This is a genomic window from Nocardioides sp. SRI_004 (assembly GCF_057586415.1).
Map to the genome: position 1 here is coordinate 121,953 of NZ_JBYCZV010000015.1, position 23,226 is coordinate 145,178.

Annotated in this window: 23 protein-coding genes, 1 tRNA gene and 1 other RNA gene; 14 read left to right on the forward strand and 11 right to left on the reverse strand. The window is 73.1% G+C overall.

What is annotated here, in order from left to right:
* Positions 1-91: 91 nt before the first annotated feature.
* Positions 92-589: a VOC family protein gene (locus tag AC2YHB_RS19730; protein ID WP_487354508.1), complete on the reverse strand. Its 498-nt coding sequence runs from the start codon at positions 587-589 to the stop codon at positions 92-94.
* A gap of 60 nt (positions 590-649) precedes the next feature.
* On the opposite strand from AC2YHB_RS19730, the gene AC2YHB_RS19735 reads away from it, so the two are divergent.
* On the forward strand, positions 650-1,114 hold the full coding sequence (locus AC2YHB_RS19735; RefSeq protein WP_487354509.1) for a MarR family winged helix-turn-helix transcriptional regulator: 465 nt from the start codon (positions 650-652) through the stop codon (positions 1,112-1,114).
* Positions 1,115-1,133: 19 nt separating this feature from the next.
* On the opposite strand, the gene AC2YHB_RS19740 is transcribed toward AC2YHB_RS19735, so the two are convergent.
* From AC2YHB_RS19740 to AC2YHB_RS19765, 6 genes are read right to left on the reverse strand one after another with little or no spacing between them, the layout of a single operon-like run.
* Positions 1,134-2,675, reverse strand: coding sequence for an FAD-dependent oxidoreductase (locus AC2YHB_RS19740; RefSeq protein ID WP_179649031.1), 1,542 nt, complete (start codon positions 2,673-2,675; stop codon positions 1,134-1,136).
* 19 nt (positions 2,676-2,694) lie between these two features.
* Positions 2,695-3,645 carry a CobW family GTP-binding protein gene (locus tag AC2YHB_RS19745; RefSeq protein WP_179649032.1) on the reverse strand — a complete coding sequence of 317 codons (951 nt, stop codon included), beginning with the start codon at positions 3,643-3,645 and terminating at the stop codon, positions 2,695-2,697.
* A 38-nt stretch (positions 3,646-3,683) separates the two neighbouring features.
* On the reverse strand, positions 3,684-3,806 hold the full coding sequence (gene ykgO, locus AC2YHB_RS19750) for a type B 50S ribosomal protein L36 (RefSeq protein ID WP_036549929.1): 123 nt from the start codon (positions 3,804-3,806) through the stop codon (positions 3,684-3,686).
* The gene (gene rpmF, locus AC2YHB_RS19755) at positions 3,803-3,988 is read right to left on the reverse strand and encodes a 50S ribosomal protein L32 (protein WP_036549932.1); all 186 of its coding nucleotides are present in this window, start codon (positions 3,986-3,988) and stop codon (positions 3,803-3,805) included. Before rpmF ends, ykgO begins: the two co-directional genes overlap by 4 nt.
* Positions 3,988-5,049, reverse strand: a complete 1,062-nt coding sequence (locus AC2YHB_RS19760; protein ID WP_179649033.1) for a GTP-binding protein — start codon at positions 5,047-5,049, stop codon at positions 3,988-3,990. The genes rpmF and AC2YHB_RS19760 overlap by 1 nt, the downstream gene beginning before the upstream one ends.
* The gene (locus AC2YHB_RS19765; RefSeq protein ID WP_179649034.1) at positions 5,046-5,303 is read right to left on the reverse strand and encodes a type B 50S ribosomal protein L31; all 258 of its coding nucleotides are present in this window, start codon (positions 5,301-5,303) and stop codon (positions 5,046-5,048) included. Before AC2YHB_RS19765 ends, AC2YHB_RS19760 begins: the two co-directional genes overlap by 4 nt.
* Before the next feature lie 75 nt (positions 5,304-5,378).
* On the opposite strand from AC2YHB_RS19765, the gene rpmB reads away from it, so the two are divergent.
* The 5 genes from rpmB to AC2YHB_RS19790 all read left to right on the forward strand — a co-directional run bounded on the left by rpmB (position 5,379) and on the right by AC2YHB_RS19790 (position 8,447).
* Entirely contained in the window at positions 5,379-5,615 is a 237-nt protein-coding gene (gene rpmB / locus AC2YHB_RS19770; RefSeq protein ID WP_036549941.1) for a 50S ribosomal protein L28, read from the forward strand.
* 1 nt (position 5,616) lies between these two features.
* Positions 5,617-5,787, forward strand: coding sequence for a 50S ribosomal protein L33 (gene rpmG / locus AC2YHB_RS19775; protein WP_036549943.1), 171 nt, complete (start codon positions 5,617-5,619; stop codon positions 5,785-5,787).
* A 3-nt stretch (positions 5,788-5,790) separates the two neighbouring features.
* Entirely contained in the window at positions 5,791-6,096 is a 306-nt protein-coding gene (rpsN, locus tag AC2YHB_RS19780) for a 30S ribosomal protein S14 (RefSeq protein WP_207008401.1), read from the forward strand.
* Between the two features lie 18 nt (positions 6,097-6,114).
* A complete protein-coding gene (locus AC2YHB_RS19785) occupies positions 6,115-7,356 on the forward strand; it encodes a YibE/F family protein (RefSeq protein ID WP_179649035.1) in 1,242 nt (413 codons plus the stop codon).
* Between the two features lie 65 nt (positions 7,357-7,421).
* A complete protein-coding gene (locus tag AC2YHB_RS19790; protein ID WP_487354510.1) occupies positions 7,422-8,447 on the forward strand; it encodes a hypothetical protein in 1,026 nt (341 codons plus the stop codon).
* A gap of 220 nt (positions 8,448-8,667) precedes the next feature.
* On the opposite strand, the gene eccCa is transcribed toward AC2YHB_RS19790, so the two are convergent.
* A complete protein-coding gene (gene eccCa / locus AC2YHB_RS19795; protein WP_487354511.1) occupies positions 8,668-12,726 on the reverse strand; it encodes a type VII secretion protein EccCa in 4,059 nt (1,352 codons plus the stop codon).
* Positions 12,727-12,912: 186 nt separating this feature from the next.
* Between eccCa and AC2YHB_RS19800 the strand changes: the two genes are divergently transcribed.
* The 6 genes from AC2YHB_RS19800 (at position 12,913) to AC2YHB_RS19825 (ending at position 19,271) form a co-directional block, all read left to right on the forward strand.
* The gene (locus tag AC2YHB_RS19800) at positions 12,913-14,265 is read left to right on the forward strand and encodes a hypothetical protein (RefSeq protein ID WP_179649037.1); all 1,353 of its coding nucleotides are present in this window, start codon (positions 12,913-12,915) and stop codon (positions 14,263-14,265) included.
* A 125-nt stretch (positions 14,266-14,390) separates the two neighbouring features.
* A complete protein-coding gene (locus AC2YHB_RS19805) occupies positions 14,391-14,711 on the forward strand; it encodes a WXG100 family type VII secretion target (RefSeq protein WP_036549952.1) in 321 nt (106 codons plus the stop codon).
* Positions 14,712-14,758: 47 nt separating this feature from the next.
* Entirely contained in the window at positions 14,759-15,070 is a 312-nt protein-coding gene (locus tag AC2YHB_RS19810; protein WP_051932801.1) for a WXG100 family type VII secretion target, read from the forward strand.
* 136 nt (positions 15,071-15,206) lie between these two features.
* Positions 15,207-16,592 carry a type VII secretion integral membrane protein EccD gene (gene eccD, locus AC2YHB_RS19815; protein WP_179649038.1) on the forward strand — a complete coding sequence of 462 codons (1,386 nt, stop codon included), beginning with the start codon at positions 15,207-15,209 and terminating at the stop codon, positions 16,590-16,592.
* Positions 16,593-16,605: 13 nt separating this feature from the next.
* Positions 16,606-18,042 (forward strand): type VII secretion protein EccB, encoded by a 1,437-nt coding sequence (gene eccB, locus AC2YHB_RS19820; RefSeq protein WP_036549958.1) that lies wholly within the window; start codon positions 16,606-16,608, stop codon positions 18,040-18,042.
* A complete protein-coding gene (locus AC2YHB_RS19825) occupies positions 18,039-19,271 on the forward strand; it encodes a S8 family serine peptidase (protein WP_179649039.1) in 1,233 nt (410 codons plus the stop codon). Before eccB ends, AC2YHB_RS19825 begins: the two co-directional genes overlap by 4 nt.
* Positions 19,272-19,291: 20 nt before the next feature.
* On the opposite strand, the gene AC2YHB_RS19830 is transcribed toward AC2YHB_RS19825, so the two are convergent.
* From AC2YHB_RS19830 to AC2YHB_RS19840, 3 genes are all read right to left on the reverse strand, one after another.
* Positions 19,292-20,752, reverse strand: a complete 1,461-nt coding sequence (locus AC2YHB_RS19830; protein ID WP_487354512.1) for an NAD(P)/FAD-dependent oxidoreductase — start codon at positions 20,750-20,752, stop codon at positions 19,292-19,294.
* An 89-nt stretch (positions 20,753-20,841) separates the two neighbouring features.
* A complete protein-coding gene (locus AC2YHB_RS19835; RefSeq protein ID WP_051932803.1) occupies positions 20,842-21,534 on the reverse strand; it encodes a CatB-related O-acetyltransferase in 693 nt (230 codons plus the stop codon).
* 139 nt (positions 21,535-21,673) lie between these two features.
* Positions 21,674-21,758 (reverse strand) — tRNA-Ser (locus AC2YHB_RS19840).
* Between the two features lie 126 nt (positions 21,759-21,884).
* On the opposite strand from AC2YHB_RS19840, the gene ffs reads away from it, so the two are divergent.
* Together ffs and AC2YHB_RS19850 are read left to right on the forward strand one after the other, a co-directional pair.
* An RNA gene (ffs, locus tag AC2YHB_RS19845) (signal recognition particle sRNA small type) lies at positions 21,885-21,975 on the forward strand.
* 67 nt (positions 21,976-22,042) lie between these two features.
* The coding region (locus AC2YHB_RS19850) for a DNA polymerase III subunit gamma and tau (RefSeq protein WP_487354513.1) at positions 22,043-23,226 on the forward strand (1,184 nt) is incomplete at its 3' end.

The following is a 23,226-nucleotide window of genomic DNA, read 5'->3' on the forward strand; positions in this document are numbered from 1 at the left end:
GGTCGATCGTAGGCCCGCCGACCCCACGGGGGGCCAATCCGGCCGCCCTCTGGGACGAGTGCAATACGTCACACGAGGCGCCCGGCCCGGCTCAGAGGACCTTCGTGCCGTACATCTCGCCGAGCGGGTCCGCCAGCAGCTCGAGGCGCTCGCCGTCGGGGCCGGGGAAGTAGAGCGACACCTTCGACTCGAGGTGGTAGTCGATGCCGGCGTCGTCGAGCTTGGCCCGCAGGTAGTCCCACTTCTCCCGGGTCACCGAGATCGCGAGGTGGTGGTGGCCGCCGAGGACCTCGCGGTAGGGGCCGAGGTCGAGGCCCGGCAGGGTGAAGAAGGCGAGCAGGTTGCCGGCGCCCACGTCGAAGAAGAAGTGGTCGGAGCCGGCGTAGTCGCGGTTCTCGAAGATCTCGGTCAGGGGGAACTCCAGCAGCCCCTGGTAGAAGTCGACGGTACGCCGCACGTCCGACGAGAGCAGGGCTGCGTGGTGGATCCCGCGGGCGCTGCTGGCGGGCCGCTCGCCCTCCGGGGCGAGGTACTCCCTCCTGATCCGCTCGCGGTCCTTGGTGATCGCGTCGATGTCGATAGTTGCCATGTCAACCACCATGCTCCCGAAGTCGTGGATATGTCAACATTCTCGGCTAGAATCGGCGTGATGGGAACGACGAACTGGCTGGACGACGACGAGCAGCGCGCGTGGCGCGGCTTCCTCGACGTGCACGCGCAGCTGAATGCCGTGATCAACCGCCAGCTCCAGTCGACGACGGGCCTCTCGCTCTCCGACTACGCCATCCTCGTCGAGCTCACCTCCGAGCTGGCTGACGACGGGTCCTTGCGGATGTTCGAGCTCGGCGAGCGCCTCCAGTGGGAGAAGAGCCGGGTCTCGAAGCAGGTGTCCAGGATGGAGGCCCGCGGCCTCGTCGAGCGCCGCCACTGCGCCGACGACCGCCGGGGCGCGTTCGTCGACCTGACCCCCGAGGGCCGCGCGGCGATCGAGGCGGCGGCCCCAGCCCACGTCGAGCTGGTCCGCGACCTCTTCTTCGAGGGTGCGAGCCACGAGCAGGTGCTCGCGCTCGGCGACTTCACCGAGCGGGTGCTCGGGCGGATCAGCTCCCGCTGACCCACCCGACGAGCGCGGCTCAGCGCAGCATGTCCTCCACCGCGAGCGACGCGAACGCCATCGCCGCGCCGAGCGGCGCGCCCGGGCCGGGGTAGGCCGACCCGAAGACCGATGCCGTCGAGTTGCTGGCGGCGTACAGGCCGGGGAGGGGGTCGCCCGCCTCGTCGAGCACGCGGCCGGACGCGTCGGTGACCAGGCCGCCCTTGGTGCCGAGGTCGGACAGCACGAACTGCGCGGCGTGGAAGGGGCCCTGTGCGACCGGGACGAGTGCCTTGTTCGGGCTGCCGGCGGAGGCGAAGAAGGTGTCGTACTCGTCGGTGCCCCGGCCGAAGTCCTCGTCGACGCCGGTCGCGGCGAAGCCGTTGAAGCGCTCCACCGTCGCGGTGAGTACGACGGGGTCGAGCCCGGCGGCGACGGCGAGCTCCTCGATGGTGTCGGCCTGGACCCAGGTGCCGGCGGCGAGGTGCTCGGCCGGGTCGCCCTCGGGCATCGCGATCGCCGGCAGTCGGCCGCCCTCGCTGGAGTCGAAGACGAACCACGACGGGGTCCGCTCGGGCGCCGCCGCCATGACCCGGCCGAACCGGTCGTAGGGCAGGCACTCATTGCCGTAGCGCTGCCCGGTCTGGTCGACCATCAGCCCGCTGCGGAAGCCGAGGGTGAAGGTGCCGCTGCCGTCGGGCTGGAGCAGGCCGGGGCAGAACCAGCCCTCGCCGGACCAGTCGGTCGCCGCGCCGATCGCCGCGGCGGCGTCGATGACGTCGCCGGTGTTGGTGCCGCGCGGCGCCATCGACCACTCGGCGCGGCCGGGCGTGCCGTGCAGCGAGCGGCGCTCGGCGCTGCCCTCGAAGCCGCCGGCGGCGACGAGGATCCCGCGCGTCGCGCGCACCTCGACGGGGCCGTCGGGCCCGGTCGAGAGCACCGTCGTCACGCGGCCGGACTCGTCACGACCGAATCCGCTCACGTCGTGGCCGACCGCGATCGTGCCGCCGTCGCGCAGCGCCATCGCCGCGAGCCGGCCGATCAGCGCCTGCCCGCCGGACAGTGTCGAGCGGCCCGGCCGGCCGGCGCGGTCGCGCTCGACCGGCGGCCGCAGGATCGCGCCGACCCGTGGGTCGAGCTCGTCGCGCCGGATCGCCTTCGGCTGGATCGAGCGGCCCATCGGCACCCGGCCGGGGGCGTCGTAGTACTCCGAGAAGGGGATCCACTCGAACTCCATGAGCGGGTCGGCCTCCAGTGCGGAGACCAGCCTCGGCGCCTGGGTCAGCAGCGCCTCGACCCGGTCCTGGTCCGGCTTCTCGAGCACTGCCGCGAGATAGGCCCGCGCGCCCTCGGTGGAGTCCGGCAGACCGGCCCGCTGCTGCACCTCGGTGCCCGGCAGCCAGCATGCGCCGCCCGAGTACGCCGACGTGCCGCCGATCAGGGGCGTCCGCTCGAGGACCAGCGTCCGCAGCCCGGCCTTCGCCGCGAGCGCGGCCCCGGTCAGGGCCCCGCCGCCGGAGCCGACCACGACGACGTCGTACTCGGGGAGGAGGGGGGTGCTCGCGGCGGCGGTCTCGCTCATGGCGAAACGATAACGTGTTCTAGTTTGGTTGGGCAGGGCTGAGTCCCGCTGCCAGCGCCGGCCGGGCCGCCTCGGGGTCGAGGTGCAGCCCGATGGCGACCAGCGTGCTGCGCTCCGGCGGCGGGCACGGCTCCACGTGCACCTGCCGGCCGACCACGTGCACGACGTGCCCGCGCAGTCGCCTGCCGTGGCGGGTCGTGACCGTGCCCTTGATCCGGTAGGCGCCCTCGGGAGGTGCGGCCAGCAGGGCATCGAGCGCGGCCGGGTCGACCGGCTCGTCCGCCGTCACGGTGACCGACGCGGCGTGCGCGTGGCCGTCCGCCGCCGGGCGCTCGGCGCGGAGCAGGGCGGCGAGCGGAAGCTCGTCCTCGGGCTCCTCGACCGACGCGACGTCGTACACGAGGGCGGGGTCGACCCGCCCGCCCGTCGTGCGTAGGACGTGCACGCGCGGGTTGATCTCCCGCACACGCGCCTCGATCCGGCGCAGCGTCTCCTCGTCCGCGAGGTCGCACTTGTTGAGCACCACCAGCGTGGCGACGCTGAACCGGGCCGGTGGCAGGCCGCCGCCGTCGACGGTGTCGAAGTACTCCACCGCGTCGACCACGTCCACGACACCGCCGGGGCGGACGTTCGGCGCGGCACTCGCCCGGATCATCTGCGCCAGCGCGCCGGGCTCGGCGATGCCGCTCGCCTCGACGACGATCACGTCGAGCCCACGCCGCGGCTGGGCCAGCTTCTCCAGCGCCCCGTCGAGGCCGCCGGCGTCCTCGAGGCAGCACAGGCACCCGCCGGCGATCGACGCCGGCTCGTCGACCTGGCCGCTGACCAGCGCCGCGTCGACGTTGATCGCCCCGAAGTCGTTGACGACCACGCCGACGCGCGCGCCGGGCTGGCGGAGCAGGTGGTTGAGCACGGTCGTCTTGCCGGCGCCGAGGTGGCCGGTGAGGGCGACGACGGGGACGCGGGGCACCGCGGCATCGTAGGACGCCGACTGCCCGGGGCGACCGCTCAGCCCTGCCGTCCCTTCATCCGCGGGTTCTGCTTGTTGATCACGTAGATCCGGCCCCGGCGGCGGACGACCTGCGCGCCGGGCTGGTTCTTGAGCGAGCGGATCGAGTTGCGGACCTTCATCGCGTCCTCCTCCCGGTGCGGGGATCGACGAGGCCGTCCATGACCGCGCCGACGAGGCGGCGCGGCACCCGGAACCGCTCGCCGTCGATGGTGACCGGCACGAGGTCCGGCGCGGTGGCCTTCCACTGAGCGCGGCGGTGCCGGGTGTTGCTGCGCGACGTACGCCGCTTCGGGACCGCCATCACGCCACCTCCCGGATCGGGCCGAGCCACGGTTCGAAGCCGTCCTCGGTCGCCGAGCGGCCGGCCTCGCCGGGGACTGCCAGCAGCGCCTCGAACGACGGGCGCAGGTGGGCCGGCGCGGCGCCGACGCCGGTGAGCACCACTCGCGTGAAGGGCGTACGCCGCCCCCACGCGCCGTGGTCCCCGATGCTGAGCTGGCCCCCCGCGCCGTCCCACTCGAGGATGCGGCCCGGTCGCGTGGGGAGCCAGAAGCAGCCCCGCGAGCGGTGCGCCCCGGACCCCAGGCTCTCCAGCGACTCCAGGAGCCGCTCGGGGTGGAACGCCCGCGTGGACTGGAGGTCGAGGCGCCACACGCCCTCGGTCGTGATGTCCGGAAGCGCGTCGCCGCGGGCCGGGTCGGTCCACGCGTCGGTCCGGGCGTGCTGGTGCAGCCGCCCGGTGAGCGCGGCTCCGTCGAGCCCGTGCCCGCCCTGTACGACGACCACGCCGGGCCGCGCGAGGGCGGCGACCAGACCCGCCGCGACCGGGTCGACGGCGTCGTCGAAGGCCACCACGTCGGCGTACTCCACCATCGCGGCGAGCACCTCGCCGACGCCGCGGCGGTCGTCGTGCGAGCACTGGCGGCCCCGGTCGGCGAGCAGGTCGTCGCCGAGCAGGTCGCGGACCGGGTGCCGCGAGGAGACGGCGGCCACCACGGCGGACACCCGCAGGAAGCGGGCGAGCCGGGTGTCCCACGTCAGCACCGAGCACAGGTGCGCGGCCTCGGCGCCGACGGGGAGGTGGGCGACGATGCTCTGCCACCGACCGTCGGCGGCGAGCCGCTCGAGGGTCGGCAGGATGTCCTCGCGGATCGCGCAGCTCACGCACGCGTGCTCGAGCAACGTCTCGTGGGACTCGACGACGCCGGTGAGGTCGCTGACCGTGCGGGTGAGCACGCCGCGCTCGACGTCGATGTGGTGGCGGACGGCGACGGCGCCGGGCAGGTCGAACTGCAGGCCGACCATCGCGGAGGCCATCGCGTCGGGGTCGACGCCGGCGACCAGGACGGCGGGAACCCTCATCGCGCACCCTTTCCGTAGCGCCTCTCGAACGCCTCGACCCGGCCCTCGCTGTCGAGCACGCGGCCCTTCCCCGTCCAGAAGGGGTGGCTGTGCACGGAGACGTCGACGTCGACGACCGGGTAGCTGCGTCCGTCGACCTCGACCGCCTCGGCCGCCGGCCGGGCGGCGAGCGTCGACCGGGTGAGGACGAGGTCGCCCGTCGCCCGGTCCCGGAACGCCACGGCGCCGTACTCGGGATGGATTCCTGGCTTCACGGTGTTGCCCTCCTGCTGTGTTTAGAATGAGAATCGTTCTCAATCATGGCACACGCACGACCGGAAGGAGAAGGCATGGCACGCACCTGCCAGGTGACCGGCGCCCAGCCGGCGTTCGGCAACCACGTGTCCCACTCGCACCGCCGCACCCGGCGGCGCTTCGACGTCAACGTCCAGCGCAAGCGCTACTGGGTGCCGTCGCTGGGGCGGCACGTGACGCTGCGGGTCAGCGCCCGCGGCATCAAGACCATCGACCAGCGGGGGATCGAGGCCGTCGTGGCCGACCTCCGCGCCCGAGGAGAGAGGTACTGACATGGCGAAGAAGGGCAGCGACGTGCGGCCGATCGTGAAGCTGCGGTCCACCGCAGGCACCGGCTACACCTACGTCACCCGCAAGAACCGGCGCAACGACCCCGACCGGCTCGTGCTCAGCAAGTACGACCCCGTCGCGCGCCGGCACGTCGACTTCCGCGAGGAGCGCTGAGGCGTGGCGAAGCAGTCGAAGATCGCCGCCGAGGCGCGCCGCCGCGCGACGGTCGAGAGGTACGCCGCCCGGCGGGCCGCGCTCAAGGACGCGGTCCGCCGGGCGGGGCCCGGATCGACCGAGCTGGCCGAGGCGGTGCAGGCGCTCGGCCGCCTGCCGCGCGACGCCTCGCCGGTCAGGCTCCGCAACCGCGACCAGGTCGACGGCCGACCGCGGGGGTACCTCCGCAAGGCCGGGCTCTCGCGCATCCGCTTCCGCGAGATGGCCCACCGGGGTGAGCTGCCCGGGGTGACGAAGTCGAGCTGGTGACCTGAGAGGCTGGTGCCCATGGGTCACGGCCACTCCCACCGGGCGACGAACGGCATCGACGACGAGATCCGGGTCGGTACGACGGCGCGCGCCGTCCTGCTCGCGAGCCTCGGTGTCGCCCTGCTGCTCACGCTGGTGGGGCTCGTCGTCTGGTGGCCGGCGGGCGACGCGATCGACCGTGCGGTGAAGTCCGGTGGCGAGGCTGCGCAGTTCGCCGCGCCGGGGGTGACCTTCCCCAGCGGCGAGGTCGTGGAGGTCGCGCCGCGGTGCCCCGGCGATGGCCTCCCCGACAACTCGGGCTGCAGCACGTTGAGCGTGGAGATCGAGGGCGAGGACGAGCCGGTCGTCGTACCCGTGCTCCCGGACGTGCTCGACTCCGGGATCGGCAAGGGCGACCGGGTGGAGCTCCAGCGCACGCCGACGCCCGAGGCGCAGGACGGCGAGGAGGTGTCGTACTCCTACTTCGCGACGGAGCGCAACGGCACGCTCGCGTGGCTGGCGGTCGCCTTCGTCGCGGTGGTGCTGTCGATCGCGCGGCTGCGCGGCCTGTTCGCACTGGTCGGCCTCGCCTTCGGCGGCGGCGTCGTGTGGTGGTGGTTGCTGCCCGCCCTGCTCGACGGGGCTCCCGGCGTCGGTGTCGCCCTCACCAGCGCGGCCGCGATCATGTTCGTCGTCCTGTACATGACCCACGGCGTCTCCCTGCGCACGAGCGTGGCGCTGGCCGGCACGCTCGTCGGCATCGTGCTCACGGCCGGGATCGGCGTGATCGCGATCGGGGACGCCCTCCTGACCGGCATCAGCGACGAGAGCGGCCTGATCGTGGCCCAGTTCGGTGCGCTCGACTTCCAGGCCCTGCTCGGGTGCGCGATGGTGATCGTCGGCCTCGGTGTCCTCAACGACGTCACGATCACCCAGGCCTCCGCCGTGTGGGAGCTGCGTGCGGCGAGCCCGGAGGCCTCCCGCGGTGAGGTGTTCGCCGGCGCCATGCGGATCGGCCGCGACCACATCGCCTCGACGATCTACACGATCGTCTTCGCCTACGTCGGCACCGCCCTGATCCTGCTGATGCTGCTCCGCGTCTACGACCGCCCCCTGCTCGACCTGCTCTCGACCGAGCAGCTCGCCGAGGAGGTCGTGCGCACGTTGGTGACGTCGATCGGCCTCGTGCTCGCCGTCCCCGTGACCACCGGCCTCGCCGCGCTGATCGCCTCGCCCCGGCCCGGCCACGGGGCGCACGCCGGGACCGCACCTCCCGAGTGAGGGTCGTCTCCCGGCTACGGTGATGGCGGACCTCAGCCACGACTTTCGGGAGAACGCTGATGAGGATGCTGGAGCACCGGACCGCCAAGGGCACCGGTGAGGCCGTCAAGGCCAGCTACGAGACCGCCTGGGAGCGCACGCGCGCCCGGATCGACCGCGAGATCGCCACCGGGGACTCGCTCTTCTCGATCCTCGCCCGGATGAACCGGCTCGCCCTCGGCGACCACGAGGTCGACTTCTGGCGCAAGCAGCCCGGCGTCGCCCCGCTCGCGCGCCGCGTCCTCGACGCCTGGGACGTCGACGTCGACGAGCGCCCCAGCCCCTACATCCCCGCCGTCATCAACGGCCGGTACGGCGTCCGGACGGCCTTCAGCCCGATGCGCTACCTCGCGGAGCGGATCGGCGACGCCAACGTCGTGGTCGAGTTCGGCTCCGGTTGGTCGGCCAACCTGTTCCAGCTCTACCTGCTGCTCGGCAACCAGCGCAGCGAGGGACTGAAGTACATCGGTGCCGAGTACACCGAGGCCGGCCGCGGCGGCGGCAGCGTGCTGGCGGCGCACGACGGCCGCATCGACTACACCGCCGTGCCCTTCGACTGGACGCAGCCGGACCTCTCCTTCCTCGCCGACCTGCCCCGTCCGCTCAAGGTGGTCGCCTTCTCGCACCACTCGATCGAGCAGGTCGAGCGGATCAGCGAGAAGTTCCACCCCGGCCTGCGCGACATCGCCGACGAGCTCACCGTCGTCCACTTCGAGCCGGTCGGCTGGCAGCGCGACGCCGAGCTCCTCGAGCGCCGCGTGGCCGACGACGCGGACTACTACCGCAGGCTCGCCCACGACCTGGGCATGTACCCGAAGCGGGTCCGCAACGCCCCGCGCTCCGACCTCGACATCACCACGGTCGAGGCCCAGGTCCGGGGCGCCGCCTGGTGGTCCTTCACCCGCCGCTACAACATCAACCTGCTCGAGATCGTCGACGGCCTCAGGCCGCGTGACTGGGAGGTCGAGGACGTGCTCTTCGACTACGACTCGCTGCGCAACCCGCTCAACCCGTCGACGCTGCTGACCCTGCAGGCCAAGCCGAAGGGGTGACCTCGGCCGGCTCGACCGCTCCTGCGGGTCGCCACCGGTTTGCGTCATACGAATCGACCGCTCCGACGACCGCTTCGCATGACGTCCCCCGACCCGACCGGCCCGGCCGCGGTTGCGTCATACGATGCGAGCGTCCGGACGACCGCTTCGTATGACGTCCGGACGACCGACCCCGGTCGCCGACCGACCCCGGTCGCCGACCGGCCTCGGGCGGCACCCCTCAGAGCGACGGGTCCGTCCACGCCAGCTGGACCACCTCGGCGCCCCGGTCGCGCGACACCACCCGGCCGCGGCCCGGCTGGGCCGGACCCGGCCGGAGGTTGCCGATGAGCACGCCCTCGTCGCGGTTGCCGGACAGCAGGATCCCGGGCATCGCGAGGTCGCGCAGGGTCTGGATGACCGGCTCGTAGATGGCCCGCGAGGCGCCACCCGACCTGCGGGCGATCACCACGTGCAGGCCGACGTCGCGCGCCTGCGCGAGCAGCGGCTGCAGGAGCGCGATCGGCGAGCTCTGCTGGGTCGCGACGAGGTCGTAGTCGTCGACGACGACGAACACCTCGGCGCCCGACCACCAGGACCGGTTGCGCAGCTGCTCCGGCGTCACGTCCGGGCCCGGCAGCCGGTTCTGGAGGTACGTCGCCAGGTCGGTCAGCGCGGGCTGGGCCTGGGTCGCCGAGGTGAGGTAGTTGAGCAGGTACTCCTCGGGCACCTCGCCGAGCAGCGACCGGCGGTAGTCGACGACGACGATCTGGGCCTCGGCCGGGGTCCGGGTCCGCATGATCTCCTGGCAGTAGGTGCGCAGGAAGTTGGACTTGCCCGACTTGCCGTCGCCGAAGAGCAACAGGTGCGGCTCGGCGTCGACGTCGAAGGCGACCGGCGCGAGCTCCTTCTCGTTGATCGCGAGCAGCAGGCCACGCGCCGGCGGGGTGGCGGCCAGCGCGCGCACCTCGTCGAGCGAGATCCGGTCGGGCAGCAGGCGCAGCTTCGGGCCGGCCGGTCCGCGCCAGGCCTTCGCGACCGCGGAGATCAGGTTGTCGACGCCGTCGCCCAGCGTCGCGGCCGACGGGTCGCTGTCGATGCGCGGCAGGCCGCCGAGGAAGTGCAGCTTGCCGGGCACCAGGCCGCGCCCGGGCCGGTTGGCGGGCACCAGGGCGGCGACCTTGCGGTCGATCTCGGAGTCGATCGGGTCACCGAGGCGGAGCTCCAGCTTGGTGCCGATCAGGTCGCGCATCGCGGCGCGGAAGTCGGGCCAGCGGGTGGAGGAGGTGACGATGTGGAGGCCGAAGGTCAGGCCGCGGCCGGCGAGCTGCTGGATCTCCAGCTCGAGGTCGTCGAAGTCCGAGCGGAGCGTGCCCCAGCCGTCGATGACGAGGAAGACGTCGCCGTACCCGTCGTCGGCGCGACCCTGCGTGCGCCGGCTGCGGTAGGTCTCGATGGAGTCGATGCCGTGCTGGCGGAAGTACGCCTCGCGCCGGTCGACGATGCCCCTGACCTCGGCGAGGATCCGGCGCACCACCTCGGGCTCCGAGCGGCTCCCGACGCCGGCGACGTGCGGCAGCGCCGACAGCGGGGCGAAGGTGCCGCCGCCGAAGTCGAGGACGTAGAACTGCGACTCGAGCGGCGTCGACGTCAGGGCCAGGCTGGTCACGATCGTGCGCAGCAGCGTGGACTTGCCGCTGCGTGGTCCGCCGACGACGCCGACGTGGCCGGCCGCGCCGCTGAGGCTGATCGTCAGCGTGTCGCGGCGCTGCTCGCGCGGCCGGTCGACGGTGCCGATCGGGATCGTGAGGCTCCCGGCCTGGCGCCACCGCAGCGACACGAGGCCGAGGTCCGGGTGGGCGGCGAGGTCGGGCATCAGCTGGTTGAGCGTGTCCGGCTCGTCGAGCGGCGGCAGCCAGACCTGGTGGGCCGCCAGCCCGCGGCCCTCCATCCGGGCGACCGCGATGTCGAGCAGCGAGGCGCTCTCGCCCGACTGCGGCGACGGGGCGGCGTCCGTGGCGTCGCTGTCGTCGACGCCCGGGTCGTCGAAGGTCTGCACCTCCGAGATCGTGAACGGCAGGATGCCGACGACCTTGCCGCCGCCGTCGCGCGTCACGCGGCGACGACCCGTCTCCGGCGGTCCCGAGACGTACGCCGCCTTGAACCGCGTCAGCTGGGTCGGGTCCGGCTTGAGGTAGCCCAGGCCGGGCACCGCCGGCAGCTCGTAGGCGTCGGGGACGCCGAGCACCGCACGCGACTCCTGGGCGCTGAAGGTGCGCAGGCCGATCCGGTAGGACAGGTGCGACTCCAGGCCGCGCAGTCGACCCTCCTCCAGGCGCTGCGAGGCGAGCAGCAGGTGCAGGCCGAGCGAGCGACCGAGGCGACCGATCGCGACGAAGAGGTCGATGAACTCCGGCTTCGCGGTGAGCATCTCGGAGAACTCGTCGACGACGATGAACAGCGACGGCAGCGGGGACAGCTGGGCGGTGGCCGGGTCGCCCGACGTACGGGCCTTCTCGTAGTCGCGGATCGAGGCGAAGTTGCCGGCCTCGCGCAGCAGCTCCTGGCGGCGCACCATCTCGCCGGACAGGGCGTCCTGCATGCGGTCGACGAGGGTGAGCTCCTGCGACAGGTTGGTGATGACCGCCGACACGTGCGGCATCTCCGACATGCCGGCGAAGGTCGCACCGCCCTTGAAGTCGACGAGCACCATGTTGAGCTGCTCGGGCGAGTGGGTCATCGCGAGCCCGAGCACGAGGGTGCGCAGGAACTCCGACTTGCCGGAGCCGGTCGCACCGATCACCAGGCCGTGCGGGCCCATGCCCTGCTGGGCGGACTCCTTGATGTCGAGGTGGATCGGCGCGGCCGAGTCGCCGACGCCGATCGGCACCCGCAGCCGGTCACGCGCGGGACGCGAGCGCCACGCGGCGTCGGGGTCGAAGGCGAAGACGTCGCCGAGGCCGAGCAGGTCCATGAAGTCCGTCGGTGCGGTGATGTCGACGGTGTCGTCGCCGACCGCCGCCCCCGCGCTCGGCGTGAACAGCGGCGTGAGCCGGCGCGCCAGCGCCTCGGCGGTGGCGATGCTGCACTGGTCGCCCTTCGCCCGCACCGGGTCGGTGCGCAGCCGGACGGCCATGAGGGGTACGCCGCCGTCCGCGGTCGGCCGGTCGGCCAGCTCCAGCCGGAGCGCCGTCGGGCTGTCGAGCTCGCCCCAGTGCGCCGGCAGGTCGATCACGGTGACGCCGTGGAGGCCGTCGGGCGGGATCACGTGGTTGCCCGGAGGCAGCTCGGCGCCGTCGGTGATCAGCACGATGTGCGGGATCGCGGGCCGCTCGTCGGCGCCGAAGCGCGGTCGCTCGCTCAGGTCCGGCGGCAGCATCCCGGCGAGGTCGGTGAGCGACGTCGTCACCATCCGGGCCGGGCCGACCGCGTCGTTGTGGTGCTGGCTGTGCGCGTGCGGGAGCCACTTCACCCAGTCCCAGTGGGCGAGCGTCGCGTCGGTGGCGAGGACGGCGACCTGGAGGTTCTCGGGGGACTGGAAGGTCGTCGCGGAGGTGAGCAGCGCCCGCGCCATCGAGCGAGCCTCCTCCTCGCCACCGCAGACCTCGATCCGGTCGAAGGCGCGCAGGTCGATCGACGCCGGCAGGTCGGGCTGGAGGCGGTGGACCACCAGCAGGCGGTGCAGCGCGGAGGCCGATGCCGGGTCGACGTCGTCGATCGGGGCACCCTCCGGCGGCACGAGCTCGAGCGCGAGCGGCTGCGCGCACACGCCGTACCGCACCTGCAGGAAGGCCGGATCGGCCGACGAGCGCTCCCACACGCGGCTGCGGTCCTCGGCCAGGGACGGGAGCGCGGTCGGGTCGGGGTGGATCCAGGTCAGCGCGCGGCGCTGCTGGTCGGCGGCGTCGCGGGCGATGCTGCGGACCGAGGAGAGGTAGCGCAGGTACTCGGTGCGCGAGCCGGTCACCTGCTGCTGGCGCTGCTTCCGCTGCCGGTCGATCTGCACGACGATGAAGCCGAGGGTCGCGAAGAGGAACATGCCGGCGGCGATGTAGCGCAGCGCCTGGTTCTGCGCGCTGCCGCTCAGGCCGGCGACCAGCACGATCGAGCCGAGGCTGCCCAGCATCGGGATCGCGTTCATCGCGACACCGGCGGCGCCCTCGCTCGGCTGGAGCTGCGGCGGTGGCTGGATCTGGAGCTGGCCCCCGGGCAGCTCGGGGCGCTCGCCCCTGCCGCCGCGTTGGGTCAGGCTCCCCGGAGAGGCCGCCCGTCGTCCGGTGCTGCCCTGGGTCACGGTCACGCTGCGGTCCCCTGTCGTCGACGCCCGATCGTCGCGATGCGACGCGGACGATGATAGGCCGGGCACGGGGCGGGTAGGAGAGTCCGCATGACGTCGAGGACTACCCTGCGGGCAGGACCATCAATCTCGGGAGGCCCGATGTCCGGTACGGGGGCCCGGCCGCCTGTGGCCGGCACGGTCACCGCGGTGACCGTCCACGGACCGCGCGGGGTGCTCGACCTGACCGTCCCGACCGGCGCCACGCTGAGCGACGTGGCCCGCACCTACGCGGCCGAGGCGGGCCTGCCGGCGCCCCTGCCGTTCGTCACCCGGACCGGCGCGCCCCTGCGGATGACCGACGAGGTCGGCGCCGTGGGGCTGGTCCCCGGCTCGATGCTCGTCGCGGTCGACCCCGCGGCGATCCCGCCGCCGACCCGCCGCCGCACGATGGCGGGCGACTCGGCGCCACCGGTCGTGGTCGGTACGGCGTCCGCCACCTGGCTCTGCGTCGCCGTCGGCGTCGCGGTCGTCGCGGGCCTGTGCACCGCGCTGCTGCCCGAGGACGACCGCTGGCCGGCGGTGGCCGTGCTGCTGGCGACCGCCCTCGTCGGCTGCCTGCCGTTCGGCGCGCTCGCCGCGCAGCGGGTCGTCGCGGCCCCGGTGTTCGCGGCCGCGGCGATCCTCGCGGTCGTCTGGGACCCCCTTCCCGAGCGACTGCCGACGGTGCTCGGGACCGCCGCGCTCGCCGGGGCGGTCACCGCCGCCATCGGTCGTGCGCTCTCCGAACCGGACAGCCGTGCCGAGCAGGCCCTGCGGACCTGGCTGGTGGTCGGCGCGGCCTGGTTCGTGCTGGCCGGCGTCGCGGCGCTGACGAGCACGTCGCCGCAGACGGTGTGGGCGGTCCTGTTCCTGGTCGCCGTGCTGGGAGCGCGCTTCGTGCCGGAGGTCGCCGTCGACGTCCCGGACCAGTACCTCCTCGACCTCGAGCGCCTTGCCGTCACCGCGTGGTCCGCACGTGAGCGCCCGACCGGACGTCGCGGGCGGATCGTCGTACCGGAGCGGGCGGTGGGCGACGTCGCCAGCCGCGGCACCCGCACCGTGCGGGCGGCGACGACCGCGATCTTCGTGGTGGTGCTGCTGTCGGCCCCGCTGCTGCTGTGGACGGCCGATCTCCCGCTGGACCGCATCGGCGCCCGCTGCCTCGTCGGCTTCGGCGGTGCCGCCCTGTTGTTCGCCGCCCGCAGCTACCGCCATGCCCTGGCGCGCCGGCTGCTGCGGCTCTCCGGTGTCTACGCCCTGGCCCTCGTCTCCGCCGTGATGCTCGGCGTGCTGCCCGGCGGTCCCGGGTCCGGGAGCAGCCTCCCCGGGCTGGTGGCCTTCCTCGCCGTGGGCGTTGCCGCGCTGCTGGTGCTGGTCGCCGTGCTCGTCGGACGTGGGTGGCGGTCGGCGTGGTGGTCGCGACGGGCGGAGATCGCCGAGGCCGTCAGCGGTTCCTTCGCGGTCGGGTCCCTCGTCGTCGCGGTGGGCTTCTTCCGCTACCTGTGGGAACTCACGAGTTGATGTTTAGCCCCCGCCGGAGCACGGGTACCAAGCAGCGCATCGGCTCTTTGGCAGCACTCGGGAGCCAACAAAGGGAAAGTCAACCGAGGGGCGCGACCCGCCCCATCTGACCAAGGAGCATCAGAATGTCGAATGTCGAGTTCGGCCACGCAGAGGGCGCGCTCAAGCAGATCGCCGATCGCGTCGTTCAGGCCAAGCAGGAGTTCGGACAGCACTCCGCCACCATGGAGTCCCAGCTCGAGGGCATGCGGAGCGCCTGGGTGGGCTCGGGCGGTCTCTCCTTCCAGCAGCTGAAGGACGCCTGGATCGAGAAGCACAAGGTCGTCGTCACGGCGCTGGACAAGTTCCACGCCTCGCTGACCGAGACCGAGAAGGACAACACGGCCGTCGACGAGCAGGCGGGTGCGGGCATGAACACGCTGCTCAACCGCCTCGGCAGCCAGTGACCTCCCCCCACCCCCACGACGACTTCACGAACTGAGGAGACAAGATCATGAGCGCTGACTTCGGTGCACTCGACGGCCTGCGGGTTCGTCACGGCGAGCTCGACGCCGCCGCTGAGGCGATGTACAACACCGTCAAGAAGATGGACGACAGCCTGAACAGCCTGGAGAGCGATGTCGCTCCCAAGGTGGCGACCTGGTCCGGTGACCAGCAGGAGGCCTACAAGTCCGCGAAGGCCGCCTGGGACTGGGCGATGCAGGAGCTCAAGGACCTGCTCGACCGCAGCCACCAGACCGTCTACCAGTCGAACGCCGAGTACCTCGCCGCCGACAAGCGCGGCGCGAGCCGCTTCGACTTCTGATCGAGCCGGTCGGTTCGATTGCTGGTCAACGGAAGGGCCGACGCCACGCGTCGGCCCTTCCGCCATGTCCCGGCCCGTACGGGCCGCAACCGCCGTGCCACGATGGCACCTCGGTCTCTCGGGAAGGTGTGAGCAGATGACACAAGCTGGTCGGGCGCCGGGGGCGGTCGCCTCCGGACTGGTCCGGGTCACCGTCACCTCGGGCACCCGTCGGGTCGACCTCGTGCTCCCCGGCGCGGTCCCCGTCGCCGAGCTGCTGCCGGAGCTGGCGCGCAGCGTCGGCCTGCTCGACCCGGCCACCGTGCACGGTGGCTACCGGGTCGTCACCGCGGACGGGCGACGGCTGGTGCCCGACACCGGGCTCACCCTCCAGGGCGTCGAGGACGGTGGCCTCCTCACGGTCACGGCCGGCGTCGACGACCCGCCGCCGCGGGTCTACGACGACGTCGTGGAGGCGATGTCGGACGTCGTCGAGAACGACCTCAAGCCCTGGCAGGCGTCATCCGGGCGTCGTACCGCCCTGTTCGCGGCGGGGCTGTTCCTCGCCCTCGGCGCCGCCGCGCTCCTGGTGCAGCGCGGCTCCGACCTCGCCGCTGCCGCGACCGCCGTGGTCGCGCTGGCCCTCTGCGCCGGCGCCGTGGTGCTGTCCCGTGCCCAGCACGAGCCGGAGGCCGCGGTCGGCGTCGCCTGGCTCGGAGCCGGGTACGCCGCCGTCGCGGGCGTGATGTTCGCGCCGCAGGACACCGCGCTGCTGGGACAGCCCCTCGCCTTCGCCGGAGCGGGCGCGCTCGTCGCCGGCCTGGTCTGCGTGATCGGCCTGGGTGCCGGCCGAACCCTCGTCTTCCCGCCGGTCGTGATCGGTGCGCTGGGGCTCGCGATCGGTCTCTACCTCGACTCGCGCGACGGCGGCGGCTTCGGCGCGGCCGAGCTGCTGACGGTGGTGCTGTGCCTGGTCGTGCTCGCGGGCAGCGTTTTCCCGTGGCTCGCCCTGGGCGCGACCTCGACGCGGATCGACCAGATCTACTCGACCGCCGACCTCACGGCCGACCCGGACGACATCGAGCGCGACCAGGTCGCCGCCGATGCCCGGATCGCGCACGAGATCCTGCTCGCGATCACCGGCACGGTCGGCGTGCTCATCGTGCTGGTCGCGCCGCTGGCCGTCAGCCTGGGCGTGACCGGCACGTTGCTGGCCGTCGACGCCTGCCTGATCGTCATGCTCCGCACACGCCAGTACCGCACCGGCAGCGAGGTCCTGGTCGGCCTGACCGCCGGCATCGCCGGACTGGCCACCACCGCGCTGGCGGTCCTCGCCCTGCACGGCGACTGGCGCCCGACCCTCGCGGTCGTGCTGGCCGTCGCCGGCGCCGTGCTCCTCGCGGCGACCCTGACGCCGTCGGCGCCCTCCGTGCGCCGCGGCCGCCTGGGCGACGTCCTCGAGTCGACGGCGCTGATCGCCCTGCTCCCGCTGCTCGTCGTGGCCGTCGGCCTCTTCGAGACCGTGCACAAGGCGCTCGACTGATGGGGCTGCGCTGATGGCGACCAAGAAGGACCTCGTCGAGGCCTACTCGTTCAGCCGGCGCCGGTTGGTGACGGCCTTCGTCTCGGGCGCGCCCGGCGGCCGGGAGGTCGAGCCGGCGCGCCCCGGCCGGATGATCGTCGGCGGCGTCGCGCTGGCCATCCTGCTGATCGCAGGCGCTGCCGTGGCCGGCGCGCTCACGAAGCGCCCGACCGTCGACTGGGACAGCCCGGGCCTGGTCACCGACGACCACGGCGCGCTCTACGTCATCCTCGACGAGGAGCAGTCGCAGGGCCAGGAGCAGCTGCGGCCGGTGATCAACGTGACCTCCGCGCAGCTCATCCTCGGTGCCGACGTGAAGACCAAGAGCGTGCCGGACGACGTCCTCGCCGAGCGCAAGAAGGGCCCGTCGATCGGCATCCTCGACGCACCGCCGACCGTTCCCGGCGCGGGCAACCTCCTCAACAGCGGCTGGGTGTCGTGCACCGCGACCGGCAAGGGCGTGCAGACCGAGGTCCGCCCCGGTCGGTCGGTCCAGGAGACCCCCGAGCTCGGCTTCGTGGTCCGTGGCGAGCCGAGCGGCAAGCGCTACCTGATCGCCCAGGCCGAGGTGCCGGGCCACCCGGTGCGCGCCTACAGCTACGCCGCGCCCGCCAACCCCGACGGCCTGTACGCCGACCTCAAGGTCGAGGCCAGCGACGAGATCGTCGTGCCCGACGCCTGGCTGGGGCTCTTCCCGACCGGCGGCGCGCTGACCGAGGCCGGCCTGGGATTCGACGACTGGGGCCAGCGGGTCCCCCTGCCCGGCTACACGACGGCGCGGGTCGGCGACTACTACGAGCGCAGCGGCCAGTTCTACGCCGTCACGAAGAAGGGATTCGTGCAGCTGAGCGAGTTCGCGTTCGCGGTGCTGCGCAGCACCCCGATCGGTGACGACATGCCGCGACCGATCAAGCAGGTCGGCGAGGGTGGCGCGTTCAAGGTCGTCGCCGCTCCCTACGACGCGTCGTCGTGGCCCGAGGACGCCATCGCCGGGGGTTCCGCCCGCCGCACCGACACTGTCTGCGGCGTGCTGAAGACCGGCGAGGACGAGGAGCCGGCCGTGCTCCTCGCCACCTTCCCGTCGGGCTCGGCGATGATCGGCGACGTCAGCGCCGGCCAGAGCAATGTCAGCGTCGAGGCCGGGTACGGCGCCGTGGTGCGCTCGGCCGACTGGGACACCTCGAGCGGTGGCACCGTCCACCTGGTCGACGACGGCGGCCGCAGCTACTCCATCGCCGGCATGACCGAGGTCGACAACCTCGGCTACGGACGCGTCCCGGAGGTCGTCGTACCGTCCACCTGGCTGCAGCTGTTCACGCCGGGCCCGGACCTGTCGCTCCTCGACGCGCTCTGCCCGCCCCGGACGCCCTCCGAGGACGTCGGCGACTCGGTCGGTCCGGCGTGCGCGTGAGCGGCCGGGCCGGCGCGCGGCTGGCGGTGCTCGCCGTGGCCGCGCTGGCGGTGCCGCTCGCGCCCGGAGCGCCGGCGTCGGCCGTGCCGGCCGCTGCCGCGGCCCTCGCCGAGGGACCGGACTGCCTGGCCACCGGCGAGGACGCCGACCGCAAGGTCAAGGGCGTCAACGAGGCCAGCGAGGCGCTGCAGGTGCCGGAGGCGAGCGCCATCGCCGCCCGTGCGGACCGCCGTCCCGGACAGGGCGTGCGGGTCGTGGTGGTCGACACCGAGATCCCGGGTGGGGCTGCCCTGGGGGCGCGTCCGGACCTCGCCAGCGCCCACGGGCTGACCGCCGCGGGGATCGTCGGTGGGCAGCCCCAGACCGACCCGTCGGTCGATGCCGGCATCGCGCCCGCCGCCGACGTCGTCCCGGCGAAGTTCTACGACGTGCCGCGCGGCCAGGAGAGCGACGGCGAGAGCACGCCCTCGTCGGGTGCCCTGGCGAGGGCGCTCGACGAGGTCGACGTCCGGGGGCGCACCATCGTGCTCGTCCCTGCCGTCGTGGCCGGCTCGGACGACCTGCAGGACGCCCTCGCCCGCCTGCACCGCGCGGGCGCGCTGGTGATCGCCCCGGCGGGCGACGTACCGGCGGAGGGAGCGGGCTTCCTCGAGGAGTACGCCGAGGTGAAGCCCGGTCAGGACGCCGCGGCCGACGTCTGGCCGGCCGCCGACCCCGACGTCGTCGCCGTCGGGATCTCCTCGCCCGAGTGGCAGGCCCGGGCGCTGCGCAACTCGGCCGTGGACCTCGCGGCCCCCGGCGCGGGATCCGTGTCGATCGGCGTCCAGGGCGGCTGGTGCGTCGTCACGGAGGGATCGACGGAGTGGGCAGCGGCCCAGGTCGCCGGCGTGGCCGCGCTGGTCTGGTCGGTCCACGACGACGACACCGCCGACGAGCTGCGCAAGCGGCTGGAGGCCACCGCCAGCGGCAACGGCCAGGCCAGCCCGCTCACCGGCTTCGGCGTGGTCCAGCCGGTCGAGGCGCTGCAGCGTCCGGTCGAGAGCATGGCGGGCCAGGCCCGCCGCAACGAGGTCGTGCCACGCGGGACGGTGCCGGCGGAGCGTGCCGACCTGCTCGCGGGCACGCGGCGCGACGCGGTCTGGTGGGGTCTCGGCGGGGGAGGCGCGCTGGTCGTGCTGCTGGTCCTGCGGCCGGTCCTGGCGCGACGGCGCGGGCGTTCCTCCACCTGACGACATCGCCCTCGCCGGGCTCAGGCCCCGGTGGCGGCGTGGGTCAACGGGCCGCTGCGCACGCCGAAGCGGGTGGCGATCGTGTCGAGCGTGCGCTGGTCGTGGCGTCGCTTGCGGTGATGGGTGGCAAGGAAGCGGGCCACGCCGGCGACCTGGCGCGGGACGGGGTACCACAGGTTGAAGTCCAGCCCGCACTGCATGATGACCCGCTTCGGCAAGGTGTCGACCAGCAGGCTCAGGTTGTGCATCGTGAGGACCATGGAGGCGTAGATGACCACCGACGGCGCCTCCCGCTGCAGCTGGGCGAGGTCCAGCTCGTAGAGCGGGAGGTCGTGGAGCCGGCCATGGAACATCAGGTGGGTCATGTAGTAGCCGGCGAAGGCGGTGAAGCCGCCGAACGTGCTCGAGCGCATCTGGATGGACAGCACGTTCCCCGTGGCCGAGGTGTACGGCTCGTAGGGATGGACCTCGCGCAGGAGGGAGCCGGTGCAGTTGAGGATCCAGCTGCCGGGCGCCGTCCGCCGGGAGCGGCCGGCACGGTCCACGACGTCCACGTCGCCGTCGTCGCGGTCGACGGCGTCGGCGAAGTAGGTGCGCTCGGCGGTGCGGAGCCCGTCGGTGATGACCCGGTTCTCCGCCTCGGACAGGTAGGCGCTGAGGTAGTTGACGGCATCGGCGACGGGACCAGTGCCGTACGTCGACCGGAACCAGTCGCTCACCGCGACCTCGTTGGTGCCGTCGTAGCGGTCGCTGACCTGGCGGACCATGGTGTTGATCGGTGTGCCGCCCCACCAGCGTCGGGCGCCGGTGGGGAAGAAGGTGTCGCGCCGCGCGAAGATCGTGCCGGGGCCGGCCAACAGGTGGACCTCGCGACCGGGGGCCTCCGTGAGGATGCGGTGGGCCGCGTCCATCGCGGTCTTCCCCCCGCCCACGATCCACACCGGCTCGTCACCCCTCCGGACGGCGTCCAGGTCGAGGGTCTCCGGCGTGATGCTCCGGACCCGGGAGCTGGTGGTCGACAGGGGAGGGTTCGGCTGCACCTGATGGCCGAAGGCCTTGACCAGGCGGCGGGTGATGACCGTGTGCTCCGAGCCGTCCGGCCCCTGCAGCCTCACCTCGACGAGGCCGTCGGTCTCCGTGTGGCCGGTGTAGGCCCAGCCGAACCGCTCGTCGAGGGTGAGCTTCCGCCCCGCGACGTCGAGGCAGTGGCGCAGATGGTCGAGGACCTCCGTGCGCGATGCCAGGTGGCTCGGTGGCGCATCGAGCTGCCACTTGATGTTGCCTGCCGTGAAGATCGGGTGCGGCTGGTGGAGCCGGACGTAGTCGTAGGTGTCGACCCACATCCCGCCGGGACGCGGGCGGACGTCGACGACGACCGCCGGGGCGTTGCGGGGCAGGTGGCCGGCCGCGACGACGAGCGCGTTCAGGCCGCTGATCCCCGCGCCGACGACGCAGACCTCGTGGATGGTCGGGTCGGCCACGGCGGCTCCTCGGGTCGGGCGCCGCCCCGAGCTCGCCGCGTCGTGAGCCTAGGAATCCGGCCGCGGCCTGTCCACTGTCGCTTTCGGCGTCAGCTGTAGACGGCGTCCCCGACCTTGGGGGCCGGTACGGCGCCGGCGGCCTGCCGCTCGCGGGCGTAGGCGATGAACCCGTCGATGTCCTCGCTGGCGAGCAGCGGGACGGCGGCCCGGACCTCGTCCTCGGGCCAGTCCCACCAGGCGATCTCGAGCAGCGCCTCGATCTGCTCCGGCGAGAAGCGGTAGCGGATGACCTTGGCGGGGACGCCGCCGACGACGGCGTAGTCCGGGACGTCCTTGGTGATGACGGCGCCCGAGCCGATGCAGGCGCCGTGGCCGATGCGGACGCCGCCGTGGACGATCACGCCGTGGTTGAGGTAGACGTCGGACCCGATGAAGCTGTCGGCCGTCTTGCGGGGGAAGCCGTCCTGGCCCGCGCCCTCCATGCCGAACAGGATCCGGTGGGGGTAGGTCGTCACCGTGGTGATCGGGTGGCCGCCGCCGACGATGACATAGGCGTCCTCGGCGATCGAGCTGTAGTCGCCGATCGTGAGGCGGGTGTCGTCGTGCGGGAGCAGGCGGATCATCGGGATGCCGTTGAGCCGGGAGTGCGGGCCCATGGTGACCCGCCCCTGCTTCTCGCCGGCGCGGAGGCGGGCGTGGTTCTCGCCCTCGATCGCCCACATCGCGCGGCGGATCAGGTGCTTGAGCCAGAGGACGAGGATCCGGAGCTTGCTCGACTGCATCGTGCCCTTCCGAGGCCGGGGGTTCGCTGGGAGGCACACGCTATCCCAGCCCTCGGATCCGCTGCATGGACATCCGGAAAGGCGCAGGGGGACGGAACGACAGGAGCCCCGGTCCAGCGGACCGGGGCTCCTGTGACGGCGGAGGTAGGGGGATTCGAACCCCCGAGGGCGTTAACCCAACACGGATTCCAGCCGTGCGCCATAGGCCACTAGGCGATACCTCCGCCGAGGAGGTTACCGGTCGCCGACCGGCAGCCGGAAATCGCGTGGCCCGCCGGTGGCCGCGGGGGAGTCGTCGTCGGTGGTGCCCGGAGTTCGGAGCGCCCGGGAGGGTCGTCTAGAGTGGGGGCAACCCCCCGCGCGGCGGTATCTCACCCAACTCCCCCAGGGCCGGAAGGCAGCAAGGGTAAGTGAGCTCTATCGGGTGTGCGGGGGGCCTCTTCGTCTCCGGAGGCCGTTCGGGGCCGCCGCCCTGTCGGGTGTCGGGGCCGCTCGTTAGTGTTCAGGGGTGGACTCCCCGCTCGCGCTCTACCGCCGCTACCGGCCCGAGACCTTCGCCGAGGTGATCGGCCAGGAGCACGTGACCGAGCCGCTGCGGGCTGCGCTCGCCGGCAACCGGGTCAACCACGCCTATCTCTTCTCCGGCCCACGCGGCTGCGGCAAGACCACGAGCGCCCGGATCCTCGCCCGTGCGCTCAACTGCGAGCGGGCGCCGATCGCCGACCCGTGCGGTGAGTGCGAGAGCTGTCGCGACCTGGCCCGCAACGGCCCGGGCTCGATCGACGTCATCGAGATCGACGCTGCGTCCCACGGTGGCGTGGACGACGCCCGCGACCTCCGCGAGAAGGCCTTCTTCGCGCCGGTCAAGAGCCGCTACAAGGTCTACATCATCGACGAGGCCCACATGGTCACGACGCAGGGCTTCAACGCCCTGCTGAAGCTCGTCGAGGAGCCGCCGCCGCACCTGCGCTTCATCTTCGCGACCACCGAGCCCGAGAAGGTCATCCCGACCATCCGCTCGCGCACCCACCACTACCCGTTCCGGCTGATCCCGCCGCGGCTGCTGACGTCGTACCTCACCGAGCTGTGCGACCGCGAGGGCGTCTCCATCGAGGCGGCCGCGCTGCCGCTCGTCGTCCGCGCCGGCGCCGGCTCCGCGCGCGACACCCTCTCGGTGCTCGACCAGCTGCTCGGTGGCGCCGGCCCCGAGGGCGTCACCTACGAGCTGGCCAGCGGGCTGCTCGGCTACACCCCCGACACCCTCCTCGACGACGTCGTGTCGGCGTTCGCGAGCGGCGACGGCTCCGCCGTGTTCGGCGTCGTCGACAAGGTCATCGAGACCGGCCAGGACCCGCGCCGGTTCACCGAGGACCTGCTGCGCCGGCTGCGCGACCTGGTGATCCTCTCCGCCGTCCCGGACGCCGCCGCCTCCGGCCTGCTCGACGTGTCCGGCGACCAGGCCGACCGCCTGGTCGCGCAGGCCGCCGCGTTCGGCCGAGCCGAGCTCACCCGCGCCGCCGACCTGGTCGCCGCCGGCCTCACCGACATGCGCGGCGCGACCGCGCCCCGGCTGCTGCTCGAGCTGATCTGCGCGCGGATCCTGCTGCCGGCCGCCGACCACACGACCGAGGGCGTGATGGCCCGCCTCGACCGGCTCGAGCGCCGCGCGTCGATCAGCGGTACGACGTCCGC